The organism is Kitasatospora sp. NPDC089509 (genome assembly GCF_044749365.1).
Classification (GTDB): domain Bacteria; phylum Actinomycetota; class Actinomycetes; order Streptomycetales; family Streptomycetaceae; genus Kitasatospora.
This window is the reverse complement of record NZ_JBIVHS010000009.1, coordinates 239,283-263,434: the sequence shown is the minus strand read 5'-3', so window position 1 is coordinate 263,434 and position 24,152 is coordinate 239,283. Positions and strand designations below refer to the sequence as shown.

The 24,152-nt window shown below is 75.4% G+C and carries 4 protein-coding genes; all 4 read right to left on the bottom strand.

The genetic code is table 11. From position 1 onward, the window contains the following. Window positions 1-140: 140 nt before the first annotated feature. Window positions 141-3,422, bottom strand: coding sequence for an ACP S-malonyltransferase (gene fabD, locus ACIP4P_RS21265; protein ID WP_400920586.1), 3,282 nt, complete (start codon window positions 3,420-3,422; stop codon window positions 141-143). Then, window positions 3,419-20,140 (bottom strand): amino acid adenylation domain-containing protein, encoded by a 16,722-nt coding sequence (locus tag ACIP4P_RS21260; protein ID WP_400920584.1) that lies wholly within the window; start codon window positions 20,138-20,140, stop codon window positions 3,419-3,421. Before ACIP4P_RS21260 ends, fabD begins: the two co-directional genes overlap by 4 nt. 87 nt (window positions 20,141-20,227) lie before the next feature. Next, the gene (locus tag ACIP4P_RS21255) at window positions 20,228-22,864 is read right to left on the bottom strand and encodes a type I polyketide synthase (RefSeq protein WP_400920582.1); all 2,637 of its coding nucleotides are present in this window, start codon (window positions 22,862-22,864) and stop codon (window positions 20,228-20,230) included. Between the two features lie 95 nt (window positions 22,865-22,959). Then, window positions 22,960-24,093, bottom strand: a complete 1,134-nt coding sequence (locus tag ACIP4P_RS21250; RefSeq protein ID WP_400920580.1) for an OzmP — start codon at window positions 24,091-24,093, stop codon at window positions 22,960-22,962. Window positions 24,094-24,152: the final 59 nt, after the last annotated feature.

Sequence of the window (24,152 nt, the reverse complement as noted above, 5' to 3'; positions counted from 1 at the left end):
CGGTACGGCGTGTTCGACCGAACGGCACCGGCGGGCGGACCGGAGGCCTCGGAAACTCCCCGTGACGCCCGGCCCCCGGGCCCGCCCGGTCGACCTCCCGACCGGCCCGCCGTCGACCGGGCGGATCCGCCCGGTCGCCGCTACACCGCACCCAGCGGGACGCGCCCACGGGCCGCCACCTGCGCGGCCGCCCCCTCCATCAGCAGCCCGGCGATCGCCTCGACCGTGCGCGCCCGCCAGGGGCCCAGCCCGGTCCCCTCGACGACCTGGTTGAACGCGCCCATCGCGGGCCCGCAGTGGACCAGGAAGTCCACCCGCCGCCGCTCGTCGCCCTCCGCCGCGAGCCGCAGGCCGCGGGCGAAGTACCCCCGGAACAGCTCGGTGAGCTCGGCCTTCGGGTCCGCGCCGGGCGGCGCGGCCACGGTCACCTCGCCGCCCAGGTAGCGGTCCAGCACCTGTGCCGCGGTGGCCCCGTCCAGCTCGGCGAACGCGCCGTGCTGCCGCCACAGTTCGTACAGCCGCGACGCCCGGGCCGGGAAGAACAGGCCGCGCTTGAGGTAGCGGGCCTGCACCCCCAGCTCGAACAGCTCCCCCCACGGCGCGGTGTCCACGTCGTACTCGCGGGCCTCCTGGAGCAGGTCCTTCACGGCGTCGCTGGTGGCCGCCTCGACCGAGCACTGGTTGACCGACCCGGTCAGCACGAAGTCGGCCCCGAGCAGGAACGCCGCCGCGGCGGCCTCCGGGGTGCCGATCCCGCCCGCGTAGCCGACGTGCACCCGGGGGCCGGCCTGGGCCGCCCGGTCCCGGAGCCGGAGCACCCCGGGCAGGAGCGTCAGCAGGTCGGCGGTGCCGCTCAGCCAGCCGCCGGCGGCCTCCACGCACAGGTCGTCCGCCATCGGCCGACCGGCGGCCGCCCGGGCCTCCGCCGCGGTCACCTCGCCCGCTTCGAGCAGCCGCGCCACCAGGCGCTCCGGCGGCGGGGCCAGGAACTCGGCGGCCACGTCGGTCCGGGACACCTTGGCGACGATCCGCCCGCCCTTGAGCCGGAAGCGGACCAGCGCCGGGGTGATCAGCGGGAAGCCGGAGGCCTCGACCAGGTCGACACCGTGCCGCAGCAGCACGTCCACCAACGCGGACTCCTCCTGCGGCGCGCCGTGCCGGTAGAGCAGGTTGACCCCGAAGGCCCCGCCGAGGCCGAGGTCGCCGGTCAGGCCGCGCAGGTGACGGTCCAGCTCCTCCGGCGCGAGCCCGCCGGTCCCCAGGAAGCCGAGCAGCCCCGCCTTGGCCGCCGCACCCAGCATCCGCGGTCCGGAGATGCCGCCGTACAGGCCGCCGAGCAGGTAGGCGTACCGCAGTCCGTAGCGCTCGCGGAAGCCCGCCGCGCCCAGGGACTCGGCGGTGACCGCCGGCTCCGCCCCGCCGACCGGCACGGACGACGGCACCGGGGCCGGGAGTGACGCCGGCTCCGGGGACGGCACCGGGTCCGGCGCCGGGGGCAGCGGGAGGGCCTCGGTGTTCTCCCTGATCTTGGCGACCAGCTTGGTGAGCACCCGGCCCGGCCCCAGCTCGACGAACTCGAAGTCACCGCCGCCCATCAGCCGGCGCACGGTCTCGGTCCAGCGGACCGGGGAGGCGATCTGCGCGGTCAGCGTCGCCTTGATCCCGTCCGGGGTGTACGGCAGCGCGTTCACGTTGGCCAGCACCGGGACGGCCGGCGCGCGCAGCGTGAAGCCGTCCAGGAAGCGGGCGAACTCCTCGGCGGTGTCCCGCATGTAGCGGGAGTGGAACGGTGCGCTGACGTTGAGCCGGACGGCCCGGGCGCCGGCCGCCTGGAAGGCGGCGCAGGCCTGGTCGATCCGCTCGCCCGGGCCGGACAGCACGAACTGGTCGTGGGCGTTGTGGTTGGCCAGATCCAGCCCGTCCGCGCCGTCCAGGCCGGCCTCGGCGAGGATCCGGACGACCGTCGCCTCGTCGACGCCCACCACGGCGGCCATCGCGCCGCCGCCGGCCGCGGCCATCAGTTCGCCGCGCCGCTGCACCAGCCGCAGACCGGTCTCGAAGTCGAACACCCCGGCGGCGAACAGCGCCACGTACTCGCCCAGGCTGTGGCCGACCAGGTAGTCCGCCGGGGCCCCGTCCGCGGCCAGCCGGTCCAGGTAGGAAAGCGCGCTCACCACGTAGATGGCGGGCTGGGTGAATTCGGTGCGCCCCAGCCGACGGCCGGGATCGGAAACGCACAGTTCCTCGATGGAATACCCGAGAACGCGGTCCGCGACCGCGGTCTCGGCCGGGAACCTGGCAAAGAGCTCCGCACCCATTCCGCGCTGCTGGGAACCCTGGCCGGGGAATCCGTAGACCTTCATTCCGTGCGCCTTCCTTGCTGCCTTCGGTGCTGCCTTCGGTGCCGGTTTCGGTGCCGGTTTCGGTGCTGCCTTCGGTGCTGCCTCCGGTGTCGTCCGGACGGCTGTCGCGCGGATCCGCTCCAACAGATCCGGATCGTAGGAGAACTGGCTGAGCAACGGGAACGAACGGGAACCCGTGGGGTCCTTGAGATTGCCGCGGACGAAATTGTGGAGGGTGCCCGAGGGTCCGAGGTCGAGGTAGAGGAAATCGCCCCGATCGCGCATCCCGGCCATGGCCCGTTCGAATTCGATCGGACGGCGGGCGACCTGCCAGAAATGCTCCGCGGTGACCCGCTCGACCGGCCCGCCGTCCACCGAGGAGATCCACGGCAGGCGCGGCGGCGCGAACTCCACCCCGACGAACGCGGCCCGGCAGGCATCGGCGACGCCGTCCATCAGGGCGGAGTGGTAGGCGTACTCGACCGAGACCCGCTGGTGCAGCACGTCGGCGGCGCGCAGGGCGGTCTCGGCCCGGTCGAGGACCGCCTCCGGGCCCGCCACGACGAAGTGGCCGGGGTAGTTGCGGGCGGCGACCTCGCAGGCGCGCAGCTCGGGCACCCGGTCCAGCACGTCCGGCCGGGCGAGGACGGCCAGCATGCCGCCGCGCGGGCCGCTCCGCAGCGCCTCCGCCTGACGGACCAGCAGCCGCAGGCAGTCCGCGGAGCCGAGGCTGCCCGCGACCACCGCGGCCGCGTACTCGCCGAGGCTGGCACCGAGCAGCAGGTCGGGCTCGACGCCCATCGCCCGCAGGGTCTCCGCCAGGGCCAGCTCGATCATCACGATCGCCGGGTGGCTGATCCGGGTGTCGGTGAACGGGTCGCTCCGGCGCCGGTCCGGGTCGAACACCCGGGCCAGCACAGATTCGCCCAACTCCTCGGCCACCACGGCGTCGTGGCGGTCCAGCGCGGCGCGGAACACCGCGTTGTCCGCGTAGAGCTCCTGGCCCATCCGGTAGTACTGGGAGCCCTGCCCGGAGAAGGCGAAGACGACGGGCAGGGATCCCGGGGACGGTTCGGTCATCGGTAGCCGTCCCAGAACAGGCCCGCGGCGACGGGCTCGGCGGACGGGGCGGTCGGGGCTGTCGGGGCTGTCACGGTTGTCGGGGCTGTCAGGGCCGGCTCGGCCACCGCAGGGGGTACGGACCCGGCGGGCGCGTCGGCGCCCCGGATCACCGTCCTGCGGTCGAGCGCGGGCTGCGGCAGCGGGGAACGGGTGCCGCGGTGCCCGGCCGGGGCGGGGGCCAGCAGCACATGGGCGTTGGTGCCGCCGTCCGCGAAGCAGTTCACCGCCGCGAGCTCGGCCGTGGCCGGCCAGGGCCGGGCCTCCCGGGGGAAGTACAGCGGGGAGGCGTCCACGTCGAAGTGGGCCGGCGGCTCCTGGCCGGACCGGAACGGCACCTGCTCCCGGTGGTGCAGCATCAGGACCACCTTGATGAACGCGGCGATGCCCTCCGCGGCCAGCGGATGGCCGATGTTGGGCTTCACCGCGCCGAGCGCCAGAGCAGACCGACGGTCCTCGCCGGAGCGGTAGACGCCCTCCACCGCCTTGAGTTCGAGCAGGTCGGTGATGTTCGCCCCGGAGCCGTTGGTCTCCACCCACCCGATGTCGCCCGGACCGTGACCGCTGCGGGTCAGCGCCTCGGTCATCACGTTCCGCAGCGCCTTCGGGTTCGGCGTGGCCGGACCGGCCGTCCGGCCGTCGTTGTTGACCGCGATGCCGCGGAGCACCGCGAGCACCGGGTCGCCGTCCGCCCGCGCCCGGTCGAGCGGCTTCAGGACGACCACGCCCACGCCCTCACCGAGCATCAGCCCGGCCGCCCGACGGTCGAAGACGTGGAACTCCTCGCCCGGGTTGAGCAGCCCCCGCCAGCCGAACACCTGGTAGGCCCGGTCGTCCGCGAGCAGGTTCACCCCGGCCACCACGGCCGACTCGATGTCGCCCGCCCGCAGCGCCCGGACGGCCATGTCCATCGCCACCAGGGCGGAGGAGCAGGCGGTGTCGACGACCAGGCTCGGCCCCTGGAAGTCGAAGAACTGGGACACGTTGGCCGCGAGGTAGTTCTGCCCGGTGACCATCGCCGGGTTCATCGTCCCCTCCAGCCTGGCCGGGTCCGTGAGTTGGGCGGACCGGCCGCCCACGTACACGCCGATCCGGCGGCCCTTCAGCTCGGCCGGGCGGTACCCGGCCTGGTGGACGGCCTTGTCGACCTCCTCCAGCAGCAGCAGCGCCTGCGGGTCCATCGCCGCGACGTCCTGCTCGGAGAGCAGGAAGGCCGCCGGGTCGAAGCGCAGCACCTCGGGCAGCAGGCCCGCGTGGTAGCCGAGCCGGTGGCCGAAGCGCCGCTCGGGGATCGGCCGCAGCGAGGAGCGGCCGTCGCGCAGCAGGTCCCAGTACTCGTCGGCCGAACCCGCGCCGGCGAACCGGCAGGAGAGGCCGACCACCGCGATGTCCGTCCCGCTGCGGTCCGGCGCGCCCACGGCCGGGGCCATCGGGGCGGGGGCGGGGGCCGCCGGGGCGGGAGCCTCGGGTGCCGGGGTGGGAGCCTCCGGTACCGGGGCCGGGGCCGCGTCCTCGGCCACCGTCGTGCCGAAGGCCGCGAGCAGCTCCGCGCGGTGCTCCTCGGCGAGGTAGGCCGCGAACCCGTCGACCGTCGGGTGCTCCAGGAGCGCCGAGGGGTCGATCATCGCGTCCAGCCGCTGGGCGGTGTGCTGGGCGAGCTGGGACACCATGATCGAGTCCATGCCGAAGTCGTGCACCGGCACGTCGCCGGCCAGCTTGGCCCGGTCGAAGCCCAGGTCGGTGGCGATCCGGTCGAGCAGCCACCGGGAGACCGCCTCGACGGCCCCGCGCAGGACGTCGACGGCCGGCGCGGCCACCACCGCGGCCACGGCGGGCTCCACCACCGCAGCCACCGCAGCCGCCGTGGGCTCCGGCGCCGGCTGCCGCGCGGCGGGCCGACCCTGGGCCAGGGCGGCCAACTCGGCGTCCGCTGCGGCCAGCCAGACCCGGTCGCCGTCGAAGGGGTAGCCGGGCAGGGCCACCCGGCCCGGCCGGACCCCGTGGTGCAGGGCCGACCAGTCGACCGTCCGCCCGGCCGTCCAGGCCACGGCGTACCCGGCGGGGTCGACCGGCAGGGCCTCGCCGTCGACCGGCCGACGCGGGTCGACGACCCCGGTCCAGCTGTCGGCCGGCTCGCCGCCGGCCGCGAACTCCTCCAGCCGGTCGGCCAGTTCGGCGAGGTCCCGGAAGCGCACGGCCAGCCGGTGGGCCATCGCCTCGCGCCCGGTCTGCAGCGTCCAGGCCACCTGCTGGGCGTCCGACTCCCCCGTCCCGGCCCGCAGGTGGGCCGCCAGCCGGCGGGCCTGGCCGACCAGCCGGTCCGCGTCCCGGGCGGAGAGCACGGCCAGCTGCGGACCGGCCGCGGCACCGCCGGTCGGCGCGGGCGCGCCCACGTACTCCTGGAGGATGATGTGGGCGTTGGTGCCGCCCGCGCCGAACGAGCTCACCCCGGCGGTCCGGGGCCGGACCGTCCCGTCGGCGCGGACGCCGCGCGGCCACGGTGCCCGCTCCCGCTGGACCTCGAACGGGGTCGCGGCGAAGTCGATGTTCGGGTTCAGCCGGTCGGAGTGGATCGACGGCACCAGCTCGCCGTGGCGGAACTGGAGCAGCACCTTGGTGATCGCGGCGATGCCCGCCGCGGACTCGGCGTGGCCGATGTTGGACTTGACCGAGCCGACCGGCAGCCGCTCCGGCAGGTCGCCCTCGAAGGCCCGCAGCATGCCGTTCACCTCGACCGGGTCACCGAGCGCGGTCCCCGTGCCGTGCGCCTCCAGGTAGTCGAGGTCGCCGGGGCGCAGCCCGGCCCGCTCCAGCGCGGAACGGACCAGGTCGCCCTGGGACTTGGGGTTCGGCACGCTGTAACCCCGGCCGGCGCCACCGTGGTTGACGGTGGAGGCCTTCACCACGGCCAGGATCCGGTCCCCGTCGGCCAGGGCGGCGTCCAGCCGCTTGAGCAGCACCGCGCCCGACCCCTCGGCCGGGACGTAGCCGGTGCCGCCCTCGCCGAAGCTGCGGCAGCGGCCGTCCTCGGCGAGGAAGCCGCGCTGGGCGAGCTGGAGGAACTTCACCGGGTGGCTGGAGATGTTCACCCCGCCCGCGACGGCGACGTCGCAGTCACCGTTGCGGATGGCCAGGCAGGCCTGGTGGATGGTCACCAGCGAGGAGGAGCACATGGTGTCGAGGGCCACGCTGGGACCGGTGAAGTCGAAGAAGTACGACACCCGGTTGGCCACCGACGCGTAGGACGAGGACGTCGCGACGCCCGTCCCCTGCAGCGCCTCCTGGACGCCGTACAGCTGGTAGTGGCCGTACATCATCCCGACGAACACGCCGGTGCGGGAACCGCGCAGCTGCTCCCGGGTGCAGCCGGCGTCCTCCAGCAGGTGCCAGACGGTCTCCAGGAAGACCCGCAGCTGCGGGTCGGTGTGCTCGGCCTCGATCTGCGACATCTGGAAGAACAGCGGGTCGAAGCGGTCGGCGCCGCGGAGGAAGCCGCCCCACTTGCCGTAGGTCTTGCCGAAGGCGGACCGGTCCGGGTCGTAGAACACCCCGTGGTCCCACCGGTCGGCCGGGATCTCCTCGACGCTGTCCCGGCCCTCGCGCAGGTTGCGCCAGAACTCCTGCACGTCGTCGGCCTGCGGGTAGCGCCCCGCGACGCCGATGACGGCGATGTCGTCGCCGTGCGCGGGCCGGGTCGCGGGGGCGGCGGCCGGCACCACGGCCGGCACGACCGGAGTGGTCGGACTGGCCTGAGTGGTCGGAGCACTCGGAGTGGTCGGGGCGGCGAACGCCGCCGGATGCGCGGCGGCCAGGTGCCCGGCCAGCTCCCGGGCCGTCACGTACTCGAAGAAGAGGGTCTTCGACAGCGGCCCGACGTGCTCCTCCAGCCGGCCGGTCAGGCTCATCGTGATGAGCGAGTCCAGTCCGTAGCGGTCGAAGGGCTCGGTGGCGATGATCTCGGCCTCGGCGAGCTTCAACTCCTCCGCCAGCAGCCGGAGCACCAGCCGCTCGGCCCGCTGCGGCGCATCCGCGTCCGGTCCCGCACCGGTCCCCGCCGGACCGGCGACGACGGCGGGCGCAGCAGGAACGGCGGGAGCAGCGGGAACGGCGGGAGCGGGCTCGGCCGCCGAGCCGGTACGCCCCCGGCCCGCGTCGAGCGCGGCCGCGATCCGGGCGGGGTCGCCGGGCGCCAGCAGCAGGGTCGGCGCGGTGCCGGCCAGCGCCCGCTCCAGGGCCTCCATCGCGGGCCCGGTCCGCACCGGGCGCATCCCCAGCACCCGGTACATGAACTTCTCGGCCTCGGCGTCCACCCGCATGCCGCCGTCCGCCCAGACCGGCCAGGCGGCCGCGAGGGTGCGGCCGTTGCGGGCGCCCCGCAGGCGCTGCCGCTCGCGCTGCTCGGCGAAGCGGTCGAGGAAGGCGTTGGCGAAGGCGTAGTCGGTCTGGCCGATGTTGCCGAACTCCGCCGCGGCGGAGGAGAAGAGCAGGAAGTAGTCCAGCGGGTCGTCGAGGGTCGCCTCGTCGAGCAGCCGGGTGCCCCGGACCTTGGCGGCCAGGACGGCTTCCGCGTCCGCCCGCCGCTTGCCGCGCAGCAGCCCGTCCCGCAGCACTCCGGCGGCGTGCACGACGCCGCTGACCGTGCCGAAGGCCCGCCGGGCCTCGCCGACCAGCGCGGCCACGTCCGCCGGGTCGGCGACGTCGGCCCGCACCAGACGGGCGCCGACGGCCTCGATCCGGGCCCGGACCTCCGGCCCCGGGACGCTGCGCGCGGCGAGCACGATCCCGCCCTCGGTCACCCCGGCCGCGCGCCGGGCGGCGGCGATGTGTTCGGCGACGTGCAGCCCGAGGGCGCCCGCGCCGCCGGTGACGATGTGCGCGCCCCGGCCGGTGAAGGCGGACGGTCCGGCCGCCGGCAGGTCGGCCTGCCGCCAGCCCCGACGGGCCCGGCCGGCCGTGTCGACCCGCACCTCCGTCCCCGGCCCGTCCCCGGCCCGGAGTTCGGCGAGCACGGCGTCGGCGAGCAGTCCGGGCGCGGCCGCCAGCACGCCGAACACCACGGACGGCATCTCCAGCCGGACCGAGCGGGCGAACGCCGCCATCGCGGACTGCGCGGGCGACCCGGCGGGATCGGGGTGGGCGAAGAGGTAGCGCAGCGCGCCGCCCCGCTCCCGTTGCCAGGCCTGGAGCAGCGCCCCGGCGGTGTGGAAGCCGTGCTCGACCGCGTCCTCGGGGTCGCCGCCCGGACCGGCCAGGTGCACCACGTGGACCGGCCCGGACGGCACCGCGCGCACCGCCGCGGCCGGGTCGAAGCCCGCCGTCAGCGGCACGGGCCGGACGTCCGTGCCGACCGCCGCGAGCGCGGCCCGCACCTCGGCCGCGCCGTGCCCGGCCCCGAGCAGCAGCACCGTGCCGTCGAGTCGGCCCTCCCCGGCGGGCGGGGTGGTCGGCAGGGCGGCCGGCCGCCAGACGGGCTCGAACGCCGCCACCGGTTCCGCCCCGGCCACCGTCCGCAGGGTGAAGGAGTCGATCCGGGCCAGCACCTCGCCGGCCGGGCCGAGCAGCGCCACGTCGAAGCCGACCGCCCCGGCCGGGGCGGGCCGCGCCGAGGGCGTGGCGAACGCGTGCACCCGCTCCGGCAGCGGCGCGTACAGCCGCACCGAGCCCAGCGAGAACGGCAGGTAGGACGCCCCCGCGGTCCGGTCGTCGAAGGCCCGGAGCCGGCCGGCCACCTGGAGCGCGGCGTCGAACAGCGACGGGTGGAACACGTAGCCGTCCGCCTCCGCCCGGACCGCCTCGGGCAGCCGCAGCGCCGCCAGCGCGACCTGCGGCCCCTCCGCGATCTCCTCGATCACCCGGAAGCCGGGGCCGTAGCCGAAGCCCACCCGGACGAAGTCCCGGTAGCAGCTCTCCCCGTTGCTCACCCGGGTGCAGCGGGCCCGGACGGCGGCCAGGTCGACGGCGGCCGGCTGGTCGCCGGGCTCGCCGAAGACCAGGGTGCCGCCGGCGTGCACCGGGGCCCCCTCCGCGCCGCCGCGCACCTCGAAGGAGGCGCCCGAGCGGTCGCCGGTCACCGACACCACCAGCGGGTGGCCGTCGGCACCGGCCGGGAGGCGGACCGGGGCCGCCCACACCAGGTCGTCCACGCCGCGCACGGGCACCCCGCCGGCCGCGAGCTCGCCGGCCAGCCGGCCCATCTCCAGGTAGGCGACGCCGGGCAGCACCCGCTCACCGCCGATCACGTGGTCGCGCAGGAAGAACTCGTCGCCGGTGAGCGTCTTGGCGTACCGCTGCCCGCCGAAGCCGGAGACATTGGCGTCCAGCAGCGTCGGGTGCAGCCCCGGGTTCAGCCCGGGCCCGGACCGCCGGGACGCCGTACCGGGCGCCACCCAGTGCCGGGCACCGGCGAACGGGTAGGCGGGCAGGTGCACCCGCCGCCGGGCACCGGCCCCGGGCACGGCCGCCCAGTCGACCTCGGCACCGCCCAGCCACGCGGCGGCGAGCGCCGCCGGGCCCGCGGTGACGTCCGCGGCCGCGACCGGGCCGCCCTCGACCCGGGCGGTGCGGACGGCCGAGGGCCGGCCCGCGGCGTACGCGGCGAGCTCGGCGCGCAGCGCCGCGGTGCCGGTCGCGACCAGCACCAGCCGGTGGTTCATCGCCTCCCGGCCCACCTGGAGGGTGTGGGCGAGGTTCGCGGCCGGCACGTCCCGCCGCGCCAGGTGGTCGGCGAGCCGCTGCGCGGAGCCGCGCAGGGCCTGCTCGTCGCGGGCCGAGAGCACGAACAGCTGCTCGGCGCCCGGCAGTTCGTCAGGGGTGTCGACCACGGGGGGTTCCTCCAGGACGATGTGCGCGTTGGCCCCGCCGAAGCCGAAGGAGCTGACGCCGCCGCGGCGCGGGAGTTCCCGTCCGGCGGCGTCGGTCGGCCGGGGCCAGGGCCGGGCGGTGGCGGCCACCTCGAACGGGCCGCCGTCGAGCTCCAGGTAGGGGTTCTGCTCGCGGAAGTGCAGGCTGGCCGGGATGGTGTCGTGCCGCAGGGCGAGCACGACCTTGAACAGCCCGGCGATGCCGGCGGCCGCCTCCAGGTGGCCGATGTTGGTCTTCACCGACCCGATGGCGCAGCCCGTGCCCGCGGTGGCCTCGCCGCGCTCGGCGCGCAGCCGGCGGAAGGCGGCGCTGAGGCCGGCCGTCTCGATCGGGTCGCCGAGGGCGGTGCCGGTGCCGTGCGCCTCGATGTAGCCGACGGTGGACAGCGGGACGTCGGCCGCCCGGTACGCCTCGACCAGCAGGTCGGCCTGGGCGTCGGGGTTGGGCGCGGTGAGCGAGGTGGTCCGGCCGCCGTGGTTGACCGCGACCGCCCTGATCACCGCGTGCACGGCGTCGCCGTCGCGCTCGGCCCGGTCGTGGGGCTTGAGCAGGACGACCCCCGCGCCCTCGCCCCGGACGTAGCCGTCGGCGCGGCTGTCGAAGGCCTTGCAGCGGCCGTCCGGGCTGAGCATCTTGCCCTGGCTCAGCGCCTCGTACACGCCGGGCGAGAGGATCAGGCTGACGCCGCCCGCGATGGCCAGGTCGCAGGTGCCGTCGCGGAGCGCGGCGCAGGCCTGGTGGACGGCCGTGAGCGAACCCGAGCAGGCCGTGTCGACGGCCATGCTCGGACCGCGCAGGTCCAGCAGGTAGGAGATCCGGTTGGGCACGATGGACAGCGCGGCGCCGGTGATGGTGTGCCCCTCGGTGCCGCGCCCGGCGGCCCGCTGCACCTCCAGGTAGTCGGAGTTGGTGACGCCGACGAACACCCCGACCCGCTTGCCCGCCAGGTCGGAGGGCCGGTAGCCGGCGTCCTCGACGGCGGACCAGACGACCTCCAGCAGCAGCCGCTGCTGGGGGTCCATCAGCTCGGCCTCACGCGGGGAGATCCCGAAGAAGGCGGCGTCGAAGCGGTCGATCCCGGGGACGAAGCCGCCCCGGTAGGCGTCCGACCCGGGGTGCTCGCGCCGGTCCCACCGGTCGGCCGGGACCTCGCCGACCAGGTCGTCCCCGGCGGCGAGGTGGTCCCAGAACTCCCCCAGGTCGGCGGAGCCGGGGAGGCGGCCGGCCATGCCGATCACGGCGATGTCGCCGTCCCGGCGCACGGCCGGAACCGCGGCGGCGGGGGCGGGAACCGAAGCGGCGACCGGCACCGGGGTGGCGAGCGGAGTGACCGGGACGGCCGGGACGGGGAAGTGCGCGGCCAGCTCGGCCGGGTGCTCCTCCCACAGGTGGCGGGCCAGCGCGTGCAGGGTGCCCCGGCGGTAGAAGAGCGTCGGGTAGACGGAGATCCCGTACGCCGTGCGCAGCTCGGTGCTGAGCGCGGTGAAGCCCACCGAGTTCATGCCCGCCTCGCCCAGCGGGGTGTGCGCCCCGACGGACTCGGCCGGCTGCCCGGTCAACTTGGCCACCATCGCGGCCAGTTCGGCGACCAACGCCTCCTCCCGGCCCGCCGCACCGGCGGTCGGGGAGGTGGTCGGGGCAGCGGCTGCATCGGCGGCCGGACCGGCCGCGGTCGGCTCGCCGCCGACGCCGAAGCGGGCCCGGAGCTCGGTCAGCGGCAGGGCAGCCAGCGTGGCGCGGTCCACCTTCTCGTTGAGCGTGCGCGGGAACCCGGTCACCCGGACCAGCGCGTCCGGCACCATGTGGTCCGGCAGCCAGGCGCCCAGCCGGTCCCGGGTCGGTTCGGCGGCGCCGTCGGCGAGCACGTAGCAGGCGAGCAGGGTGTGCGAGCCGGCGCCCTGCCCGCGCGCCACCACCACCGCCTCGCGGACGCCGTCGAGGCCGCGCAGGGTCTCCTCGATCTCCTCCAGCTCGACCCGGAAGCCGCGCACCTTGACCTGGGAGTCGATCCGGCCGAGGTACTCGATCCGGCCGTCGGGCAGCCGGCGCACCAGGTCGCCGGTGCGGTAGCGGCGGGCCGCCGGGTCCTGGTCGGACGGGTCCGGCAGGAAGCGCTCGGCGGTCAGTTCGGGGCGGCCCAGGTAGCCGTCGGCCACGCCGTCACCGCCGATGTACAGCTCCCCGGCCACGCCGTCGGGCACCGCGCGGCGGGAGCCGTCCAGCACGTGGAAGCGGGTGTTCGCGATCGGGCTGCCGATGGTGACCCGCTCGCCCGCGCGCAGCCGGCTCGCCGCGGACCAGATGGTGGTCTCGGTGGGGCCGTAGAGGTTCCACACCGCGCGGCTGCGGGCGATCAGGGCCTCGGCGGTGTCCCCGGGCAGGGCCTCGCCGCCGCACAGCACGGTGAGCCCCGGGTCGCCCGCCCAGCCGGCCGCCAGCAGCATGGTCCAGGTGGACGGGGTGGCCTGGACGACGGTGGCCTTGCTGCGCTCCAGGACCTCCCGCAGCCGCAGGCCGTCCCGGGCGTCCTCGGTCGGCACCAGCTCCACGGTGCCGCCGGTGATCAGCGGCAGGTAGAGCTCCAGGCCGGAGATGTCGAAGCAGACCGTGGTGAGCGCCAGCAGGGTGTCGCGCGGCCCGAAGCCGGGCTCGCGCGCCATCGACCAGAGCAGGTTGGTGAGCGCCCGGTGCGGCACCACGACGCCCTTGGGGCGGCCGGTCGAGCCGGAGGTGTAGATGACGTAGGCCGGGTCGGCGGGCGTGGCCGGCCCCGGCGAGGGCAGCGCGGGCGGCTGCCGGTCGGAGTCGACGCAGAGCCGGGGCACCGCGGCGTACGAGCTGTCGACCGCGGAGTGGGTGAGGATCAGGTGCAGTCCGGCGTCCTCGACCATGTAGCCGAGGCGCTGCTGCGGATAGGCGGGATCGAGCGGCACGTAGGCGCCGCCGGCGGCCTGGACGGCGAGCAGGGCGGCCGGCAGTTCGGCGTCGCGCGGGAGCAGCACGCCGACGGTCCGGCCGCGGCCGACACCGGCCGCGGTGAGCCGGGCCGCCAGCTCCTCCACCCGCTCCACCAGCCGGCGGTAGCTGAGCTCGGTGCCCCGGTGGCGGACGGCGACCGCGTCGGGCCGGGCCTCGGCCTGCCGGCGCACCAGCTCCCAGACCAGGGTGTCGGCCGGGTAGTCGGCGGCGGGCCCGGCGATCAGCGCGGGCTCGCCGCCGCGCAGCTCCAGGTCGTCGACCTTGGCGGCGGGCTCGGCCACGGCGGCGGCGAGCAGGGCGGCGAAGTGGCCGCCGAGGCGCTCGACCGTCTCCCGGTCGAACAGCTCCGGGTCGTACTTCAGCGTGTAGCGGCACCCGTCGGCCTGCTCCACCACCTCCAGGGTGAGGTCGAACTCGCCCTCCTGGTGGACGCCTTCGACCGGGCCGAGCACCACACCGGCGCCGTCCTGGCGCGCGTCCCGGGTCCAGTTCTGGAAGTAGAAGGCCACGTTGAAGCCGGCGGGGGCCTGCGGGTCGCGCCGGCGCAGCTCCTCGACGAGGCGGATCAGCGGGTAGCCGCTGTGGTCGAGCGCCGCCATGACCGTGCGGTGCAACCGGCGCACCAGGCCGTTGAACTCCTCCTGGCCGTCGACCCGTTCGGCCAGCACCACCATGTTCATGAAGTAGCCGAGCACGTCGTCGTAGCCGCTCGACGGCCGGCCCATGGTCGGCGTGCCGACGGCGATGTCGTCCTGGTCGCCGTAGCGCTGGAGCAGCGCGAACCAGGCCGCCAGCACGACGCAGAACAGCGAGCTCTGCTGCGCGGCGGCGAGCGCGCGGGCCCGGTCGGCGACCACCGCCGGGATGTGTCCGTCGACGCTCGCCCCCCGGTAGCCCGGGACATCCGGCCGGAGGCGGTCGAGCGGCAGCGGCACGGTGGTCGCCCGCCCGGTCAACCGCTCGGTCCAGTAGGCCAGTTGGCGCTGGCCCTCGGGTCCGGCCAGCAGGTCGCGCTGCCAGTCGGCGAAGTCGGCGTAGCTGCGCGCGGGCCGGGCGGCCCGCAGCGGGGCGCCGGTGCCGACGGCGCGGTAGCCGCGCTCCAGCTCCGCCAGCAGCAGTGCGATGGAGACCCCGTCGAAGACCAGGTGGTGGAAGGTCAGCAGCAGCGCGTGGCGGCCGTCGCCGAGCGTGTACAGCGTGGCCCGGACCAGCGGGCCGGCCGCGAGGTCGAAGGGGCGGCGCAGGTCGGCGACCATCCGGTCCCGGAGGTCGGCCTCGGTCACGGTGGTCAGGAACACCTGCTGGAACGGGAGTTCCGGCTCCGCGGCGATCCGCACGGTCGGGCCGTCCGCACCGGTGCGGACGGTGGCGCGCAGCTCCTCGTGCCGGTCGAGCAGGTCCTGGAGGACGACGCGCAGCGCGAGCACGTCGAGGCCGGGGGCCAGCCAGAGGGCGAGCGGGAGGTTGTAGGCGTAGCCACCGGGGGCGATCTGCTCGATCACCCAGAGCGCGCGCTGGCCCTCGGAGAGCCGGTGGGTGCGCTCCTCCAGGTCGCGCCGGGGCCGCAGGACCACCGCGGCGGAGGCCGCCGCGCCGCTGGTCACGGGGGTCGTGGGAGCTGCGGGGGCCACGGGAGCCACGCGTGCCACCGGAACGACGGGCGCGGCAGGCACGGCCACCGGGACGGGCGCGGTGGCGGCGACGGCGTCGGCGAGCCAGCCCGCGGTCAGATGGGCGGTCAGCTCCCGCAGGGTCGGGCGCTCGAAGAAGTCGCCGAGCGGGACGGAGACGCCGAACGCCTCGTCCACCGCGGAGACGATCTTCATGCCGCTGAGCGAGTCGAAGCCGTAGTCGGCCAGCAGGCGGTCCGGGTCGATCCGCTCGTCCAGCTTGAGGACCCGCTCCACCAGCTCGCGCAGCCGCTCGCCGACCGCGTCGGCGGCGCTCACCCCGGCCGGAGCGGCGGCGGAGGACGCCACGGACGGCACCACGGACGCCGCCACGGGCCGCTTCGCCACCGGCGCGGCGGAGAGCACCAGGCCGTCGCTCTCCGCGACCAGCACCGTCTGCCCCAGACCGCTGTCCTCCGCCCCCAGCGCCCGGACCGGGCCGAAGCCCTCCTCGTGCAGGATCCGGGTCCAGCCCTCCGGCGCGGCGAGCGGCGAGTCGGGCAGCCGCAACTCGCCGTCCTCGAACGCCCACCAGCCCTCCAGCACGCCGCCGCCGATGGTGAGCAGCGGCCGGACGGAGGTCAGCTCGTTGAGCACCAGCCAGCCGCCCGGCTTGAGCAGCGCCTTGGCCTTGCGCAGGGTGCCGCGCAGGTTCCGGGTCGCGTGCACCACGTTGGTGGCCACCACCAGGTCGGCGCCGCCCTGCTCGAAGCCCTGCTCGGCGAGCGGGCGGTCGAGGTTGAGCACCTGGAAGCGGGTGAACGGGTAGTCGGCGGCGAAGCGCTCGCGGCCGTGCTCCAGGAAGCGCGGCGAGATGTCGGTGAAGGTGTAGCCGACCCGGCCCGGGTGTTCGGCCAGGACCGGCAGCACCCGCTCGCTGGTGGCGCCGGTGCCGGCGCCCAGCTCGACCACCTGGATCCCGGCGCCGGCCGGCAGGTGCGGCAGCCGCAGGTCCAGGAAGCAGCGGACGGTGTCGCGGACCAGGAGGTTGAAGGAGTCGGTGAGCGGGTTGCCCTTGTAGAAGTTCTGGACGAGCTTCATCGAGGAGCCCGGGAACATGATCTCGGTGGCGCCGACCTCGCCCCGCAGGATCGACGGGTAGCTGCGCAGGAACAGCCGGTTGAGGGTGACGGTCGCCTCGATGTCCGGGTACGCGGCGGCGATCCGGTCGAACTCGGCCTCCCAGCGGTCGGCCGAGGCGGCCTGGTCGACGCCGTCGACCAGGGCGGTGGTGGTGACCAGCTCACCGTCCCGGGTGAGGTGCCCGGCCGCGGTCAGGATGTTCAGCAGCGCCTCGTGCAGGCGCTCGAAGCGGTCCAGGACGCCGAGCCGGTGGAGCAGTTCGCCGGCCCGGTACTGCTCGCCGGAGCGCCGGAACACGCCCATCCGCTGGAAGACGCCGAGCAGCACCGGGGCGGAGACCGCCTCCAGCTCCTGGTAGCCGGCCACCACCCGGGCCGCGGCCGGCGCGGTGCCCGTCCCGGCGAGCAGCCGGTCGGTGGCGGCGGCCAGCACGGCCGGGTGGCCGCCGGCCAGCGCCTCGCCGTCGTACGCCAGATCGTGGCCCATCGCCTCCAGGGCCCGGCGGCCGGCGCGGATCGGCAGCACCTGCGGCAGCCGGTTGCCGAGGATGCGCCGGACGGCGGCGATGCCCTCGGCGACGCTGAACCCGTCGATGCCGAGGCCGTCGAAGATCTCCTCCAGGCCCGCCACGGCGCCCGAGCCGACCCGCCCCCAGTAGCCCTGGTTGATCACGGTGACCGGGAACGGCAGTCGCCCGCGCAGGAACAGCGCGTAGGCGTCCTCGGTGGCCGAGGCGCAGATGTAGGCGCCGTTGCCGGCGAAGTTGCCGAAGGAGCCGGCCGAGGAGAAGTAGACCAGGAAGTCCAGCGGCTGGTCGGCGACGGCGGCGGCCAGCGCGACCGCCCCTTCGGTCTTGACCCGGGTGGCGGCGGTGAACCCGGCCTCGTCGAGTTCGGCGAGCGGGTGGTTGTCGAACACCATGGCGGCGTGGACGACGCCGTGCAGGGCGCCGAACCGGCTCCGGGCCTCGGCGACGGCGGCGGCCAGGTCCTCGGCGGAGCAGGCGTCGCCCGCCAGGTGGACGACCTCGCCGCCGCACTCCCGGATCGCGGCCATGGCGGCCCGCTGCTCGGCCCCGGGCGCACTGCGGCTGAACCAGACCAGCCGGGCCCGGTGCCGCCGGGCGAGGTGCAGGCTCAGCTCACGGCCGATGCCCCCGGTGCCGCCGACCAGCAGGTAGACGCCGCCGTCCCGGAAGACCGGTCCGTCGGCCTCCGGCAGGTCGACCCGGCCGAGCCGGCGGACGTAGCGGACCCCGGCCCGCAGGGCGACGGTGCGGTCCCGGCCGGTGCCCGGCTCGGCCAGCACGGCGTCCGCCAGGGCCCGGAGGGCGTCCTCGTCGTCGAGCTCGGCGGAGCTGACGTCGATCGAGGCGACCCGCAGTTCGGGACGCTCCTTGGAGACCACCTGGAGCAGCCCGTGCACGCCCGCGGCCAGCGGGTTGGCGACGGCGGCGCCGGCCGCCGCGAAGACGTCACCGGTGACCACGACGACCCGCTCGGCCCGGGTGGAGCGGACCAGGTGGAACAGCGACAGCGCGCCGTCGCGGGTCTGCTCGCGGACCCGGTCGAGCCCGACGCCGTCGGCGATCCGGCCGCCCAACCCGCCCAGGTGCACGACGAGTTCGGCGTCGGCGGCCCGGGGCAGCCAGGCCTCGACCGGCTCCCGGTCGATCCGGACCAGGTCCACCGGGGCGCCCGGGTGCCGGGCGGCGACCGCCTCGGCGAACCGGAGCGAGGCGGCGGTCGCCAGGACGACGACCCGCTCCGCCCGGGGCGCCGGGCCGGCCGCCGGCTCCTCGGCGCGCACCCAGAGCGGCTGGTAGAAGTCCGGCACCTGCTCGGTGCCCGTTCCGAGGGCCTCCGGCAGTTGCCCGGTGCCCGTTCCGAGGGCCTGCGGCACCGGGCGGGCCGCCGCGGGCGGCTCGGGGATCCAGTAGCGGTTGCGGGCGAACGGGTAGCCGGGCAGCTGGATGCGACGGGCCCCCGAGGGCGTCACCCGGCTCCAGTCGATCCGGGCGCCGGCCACCCAGCGCTCGGCGACCTCGGCCAGGTCCCGTCGGGCCAGCGCCAGTTCGAGGGCCTCGGCCTCGCTCCCGGCCAGGTCGCCGCGGACCCGGGCGGCCCGCCCGGTGCGGACCCGCGGGTCGACGTGACCGGCGGCGTGCCGCTCCAGCAGCTCGACCGCCTCGGCCGCCGAACCGGCCGCCAGGGCGAGCCGGAACTCGTACCCGGTTCGGCCGACCTGGAGGGTGTGGGCGACGTCGGCCAGCCGCAACGGCTCCGGGCCGACCGGCTCGACCCGCGCACCGTTCGCAGAGACCGCCGCGTCCGCCGCATCCGCCGCGTTCGCAGAGACCGCCGCGAGGACGTCCGCCAGGCTGCCCGCCGAGGCGACGGCGGCAGGCAGCTCCCGGCCCAACTCGGCCGCCAGCAGCGCGTGGAAGCGGGCGCGTTCGACCACGCCGAAGCCGTACTCGGCGAGGTCCGTGCCCGGGTCGAGGAACTCCGGCTCCACCCCGGCGGCCTCGGCGGCCACCCGCAGGCAGCGCCGCCGGAGGTCGGCGGGTGCCGCCGCGTCCGGCCCCGCCCCGGCCGGGGCGGTGGTCCGCCGCAGGTGGGCGGCCAGGTCGGCGGCGTAGGCGCGCAGCCGCTCCTCGCTCTTGGCGGACAGCACGAGCAGCTGGTCACCGGGCTCCACCGGCCGCACCGGCCCGGGCTCCCGGTACTCCTCCACCACGACGCAGGCGTTGGCGCCGCCGCCGCCGAAGGAGTTGACCACGGCGCGCAGCGGCGGCCGGTCGGCGGAGTCCTGCGGGCCGGTCCAGGGCCGGAGGGTCTGCTGCACCGCGAAGGGGGTGGTGGAGAAGTCGATGTCCGGGTTGGGCTCGGCCGCGTTCAGCGACGGCGCCAGCATCCCGTGCCGGAACTGGAGCAGCACCTTGGTCAGGCCGACGACGCCGGCCGCCGACTCCAGGTGGCCGATGTTGGACTTCACCGAGCCGACGGCGACGGTCGGGCGGGCGGCCCGCTGCTCCGGCGTGATCCGCCCGCCGAAGGCCTCGACCAGACCGGCGATCTCGATCGGGTCGCCGAGCGGCGTGCCGGTGCCGTGCGCCTCGACGTAGCCGATGCCCTCGGGGCCGACACCGGCCCGGCGCAGGGCGGCGCGGACCACCTCGGTCTGCGCGGCCGAGCTCGGCACCGTGTACCCGCCGGTCTTGCCGCCCGCGTTGATGGCCGAGCCGCGGATCACCCCGAGGATGCGGTCCCCGTCGGCGATCGCCGCCTCCAGCGGCCGGAGCAGGACGGCGCCCACGCCCTCGCCGTCGACGAAGCCGTCGGCGCCCGCGCCGAAGCTCTTCAGCCGGTCGGTGTGCGAGATCATCCCCCGGTCCGCGAGCATCCGCAGGTGCATGGGGTGCAGGATCAGGTTGACGCCGCCCGCGATCGCGGCCTGGCACTCGCCCGATCTGATGCTCTCGCAGGCCAGGTGGACGGCGGTCAGCGAGGCGGAGCAGGCGGTGTCCACCGCCAGGCTCGGGCCGGTGAAGTCGAAGGCGTAGGAGACCCGGTTGGCGATCGACCAGTGGTTGGAGTGGGCGTCGGTGCGGACCCCGCGCGCGGTGGCCTCGCCGCCCATCCACTCGTAGTTGTTGTTCATGACGCCGGCGAACACCCCGACCGGCCCGCGCGCGGCGAGCTCGGCGGCCGGGATGCCCGCGTCGTCCAGCACGGCGGCCGCGGTCTGCAGGAACAGGCGCTCCTGCGGGTCCATGGCCTCCGCGTCGGCGGGCGAGATCTGGAAGAACAGCGGGTCGAACCGGTCGACGTCGTCGACGAATCCGGCCCACTTGCTGTAACCGCCGTGCGTGCCACGGGGGTCGTGGTGGGCGTCGGCGTCCCAGCGGTCGGCCGGCACCTCCCGGATGCAGTGCCGGCCGGCCGCGAGGTTGGCCCAGAGCTCGTCGACGGTCCCCGCCAGCGGGTACCGGCCGGACACGCCGACGATGGCCACACCGGTGCTCGCCGGAGGTGCGGAGGCCCGGCTCAGCAGGCTCAGCAGCAGCTTTCGCTTGTCGTCCACGGTTCTTCTCTCTCACAGGTCATCGGTGCGGCCGCTGCGGGCCGGGGCGTACTGCCGCTGGGAGGTGCCGGTTGCCGGGCCGTCGGATCAGGCGGTGCCGCCCTGCCTCCCGGCCGCGCGCTGGGCCCGCCGGGAGGTGCGGCCGGCACCGGCGTCGGCGGCGTCCCGGCCGGGGGCGGGGGCCAGCTCCAGCAGCTCGGCGAGGTGCTGGACGAAGGTGCGGATGCTGGGGAACTCCAGGAAGGCGGAGGTCGAGATCTCCAGTCCCAGTTCGGCGCCGAGCTTGGCCCCGACCTCGATCAGCACCAGGGAGTCCAGGCCCAGGTCGAACAGTCGGGCGTCCAGGCCGACCTGGTCCCGGTCGCCGAGCACCTTGGCGACCTCGTCGACCAGGTAGTCGGTGATCAGCTCGACGCCGCGGTCGGGGTCGGCCGGGTCGAGGCGGTCGATCAGCCGGTCGCCGGCGGTGGGGGCGGTGGCCGCGGTCTCGGCGGGCTCGGCCCAGTGCCGGCGGCGCACGAAGGGGCGGACCGGCAGCGGGACCCGGTACCGGTCGCGGTCCGCGTGGACGGCTTCGAAGTCGACCTCGGCGCCGAGCACCCACTGGTCCGCGAGCAGGGTGAGCAGGTGGGCCGGTCCGGCCGGCCCGCCCGGCTCGGCGGCGAGCGGCAGCGGGTGCCGTCCGGTGTCCGCCAACAGCCCTTCCAGGTCGGCCAGTTGCTCCGGGCCGGGGGTCCAGCTGGCCGCCCGCAGGGCCTCCTCCTCGGTCAGCCAGCGGCCGGTGCGCGCGGACAGGACGGGCAGCCTCGGCGGCGCGACCCGGTCCGGCGCGGCGCCGTCGACGAGCGCGAGGGCGTCGGCGAGCGGTACGGCCCCGGCCAGCGCGGCGGCCACCACCAGGCCGGTGCCGCTCGCGGCGAGCCCGGCCGGGGTGACGCCCCAGGCCGTCAGGGCGGTGGCGAGCGCGTACTCGTGGAGGAAGGCGGCCCGGGCGCCGCCGGCCCCGAGCAGCGCGCCGGCCTCGCCGGCCAGGCCGACCGCCTCGGCGCAGGCGTCGACGGCGGCGCGGTAGGCGGGGACGGTCCGGTGGAGCTCGGCGCTGTCGGCCGGGTCGGGCACGGCGCCGGTCAGCACGAACACCGGGGTGCTCGGCTCCTCCTCGGCGACCCCCAGCCGCAGCCGCTCCTCGTCGCCGAGGGCGAGCGCCATCGCGGCCTCGCGGGTGCTGCGGGCGACCAGGGCGAAGCGGTGCGGGTAGGCCCGGCGGCCCAGGCCCAGGGTCTGGGCGACCGCGCCGAGGTCCAGGTCGGACTGCTGCTTGAGCCGGCGGGCCAGCGCGGCGCCGACCAGCTGCAGCGCGCCCTTGGACCGGGCGGAGACGACCAGCAGCTCGGGGCCGTCCCCGGTCTGCTCCGCCGTCCTGGCCGGGGCCTCCTGGAGGATCACATGGGCGTTGGTGCCGCCGATCCCGAAGGAGCTGACGCCGGCCCGGCGGGGGCCCTCGCCCGCCGGCCACTCGGCGGTCGCGGTGTTGACGAAGAACGGGCTCGACCCGAAGTCGATCTCCGGGTTCGGCGTGTCGAAGTGCAGGCTCGGCACCAGGGTGCGGTGCTCCAGCATCAGCACGGTCTTGATCAGCCCGGCCATCCCGGCGGCGGTGTCCAGGTGCCCGATGTTGCTCTTCACCGAGCCGAGCGCGCAGTACCCGGTCCGCTCGGTGCCCCGCCGGAACGCGTCGGTGAGCGCGGCGACCTCGATCGGGTCGCCGAGCGGGGTGCCGGTGCCGTGCGCCTCGACGTAGCCGACGGTGTCCGGCTCGACGTCGGCGACCTCCTGGGCGTCGGCGATCACGGCCGCCTGCCCGGCGATGCTGGGCGCGGTGTAACCGGCCTTCCCGGAGCCGTCGTTGTTGACGGCCGAGCCCTTGATCACGGCGTGGATCCAGTCGCCGTCGGCCAGCGCCTCCTTGAGCCGCTTGAGGACGACCACCCCGGCGCCGCTGCCGATCACGGTGCCGCGCGCCTCGGCGTCGAAGGCCCGGCAGTGCCCGTCCGGCGAGAAGATCATGCCGTCCTGGTACTGGTAGCCCTGCTGCGGCGGGTTGAGGTGCACCGCCCCGACCAGGGCCACGTCGCACTCGCCGCCGAGCAGCGCCAGGCAGGCCGTGTTGACCGCGACCAGCGAGGTGGAGCAGGCGGTGTTGACGTTGATGCTGGGGCCGCGCAGGTTCAGCTTGTACGAGAGCCGGGTGGCCAGGAAGTCCTTGTCGTTGGCGAGCATCAGCCGGTAGCGGTCGACCGTGGAGCCGGTCCGGTGGCGCTCGGCCAGGTTGTGCAGCAGGTAGTGGTTCATGCCCGCGCCCGCGTAGACGCCGATCTGGCCGTCGGTGCGGTCGGGGTCGTAGCCGGCCCGCTCCAGCGCCTCGAAGGCGCACTCCAGGAAGACCCGGTGCTGCGGGTCGAGGATCTCGGCCTCGTCGTGGGTGAACCGGAACAGCTCGGAGTCGAACAGGTCGGTGCCCGGGATGCCCTGACCGGCCTTCACGTAGTGCGGGTCGGCCAGGTCGGCGGCCGGCACCCCGGCCGCCAGCAGCTCCTCGTCGGTGTACCGGGTGAGGGTCTCGCGGCCCTCGCGCAGGACGTCCCAGAACCTTTCGGGGGAGTCGGCGCCCGGGAAGCGGCAGGCCATGCCGATGATGGCCACGTCGGAGTCTGCATAGGTCATGACGGTCTCCTGCTCGGTTCTCAGCTCAGGTCTCGGCGGGGGTCTCGGCCGGGGTGCCGGCGGGGGGTGTCGGCTCGGGGTCTCGGCGGGGGGTCTCAGCCCAGCCGGATGCCGAGGTCGTCGGCGACGGTGCGCATGTCGAGGAAGCTCTGCGAGACGAAGGCCGCGGCGTCCTCGGTGGCCCCCATCCGCTGGAACAGGTCGACGAGCTCCCGCTGGTGGTCGGCCCGCTCGCCCTCGCCCGCCGCGATCGCCAGCACCACCTTCCCCAACCGCTCCTCCACCGGGCCGAGTTCGAGCGAGCGGGGGAACTTGATGCTGAACGTGCTCCGGTCGTACTCGGCGTTGCGCCGCACCGACCGCACATGACTGGACGCATTGAGCTTGTAGAACATGCAGTCCCAGTTCTTGAACGAGTAGTAGTTCAGCAGCGGCAGCAGGGTGCAGTGGGTCTCCAGCGGCGACGACTGGTAGAGGCCCTTGGCGCGCAGCTCCTCGACGATGCGGTCCGGCTCGTACTCGTGGCGCATGGCGATGAACGGGAAGACGATCTTCGGGAGGTTCTCCTCCTCCTCGAAGAGCAGCTCCTCCAGCTGCCCGCCGAACAGGGTGTCGGTGAGCCGCTCGCCGAAGGTCTTGTAGAAGTCCCGCACGATCTCCCGGACGTTGGACTCCATGGTGAGGATCTGCTGCGGGTCCGCGCACAGCGCGATGTACGGGATCCCCTGCCGGTAGGCCATCAGGATCGCCCGCAGCACGAAGAAGGTGCGGCAGGAGACGCAGGGCAGCTTCTCGTCGAGGTACTTGCCCGGCTTCTTGGGCGCGGGGCGGTTGAACACCTCGCGCATCATCAGCTTGATGTTGTCGTCGTCGGAGTCCAGCACGAAGGTGGCCGGGATCTTCTCCCGGGCCAGCGCGATGTTCTGCGCCGCGTGCACGCTCTCGAAGGGCACGTCGAAGGTGAAGGCCAGGACCCGCTTGCCGTACTCGTTGGCGAACTTGTCCAGCATGTAGGTGCTGTCCTTGCCGCCGCTGTACATGAACAGGCAGTCGTACTCGCCGCCGGCCGGCGGCGCCTGCTGGAACTCGGCGAACACCTCGCTGGTGTAGCGGTAGTTGACCAGCAGGTCCTCGGCGAAGTCCAGGTTGCACAGGTTGCAGACCTGCCGGTCGTCGAGGACGACGCCGGGGTGGTCGGCGCCGAGCGAGCAGACCTGACATGTGGACATGGGAACCCCCGTGGTAGCCGTCTGGGATCTGTCCGCGCAGCGGGCGTCCGCGTCGCGGG

Excerpts from the sequence above, each read along its gene's own strand:
- ACIP4P_RS21255 (WP_400920582.1), bottom strand. The coding sequence starts at position 22,864 with ATGACCTATGCAGACTCCGACGTGGCCATCATCGGCATGGCCTGCCGC.
- ACIP4P_RS21250 (WP_400920580.1), bottom strand. The coding sequence starts at position 24,093 with ATGTCCACATGTCAGGTCTGCTCGCTCGGCGCCGACCACCCCGGCGTC.
- fabD (WP_400920586.1), bottom strand. The coding sequence starts at position 3,422 with ATGACCGAACCGTCCCCGGGATCCCTGCCCGTCGTCTTCGCCTTCTCC.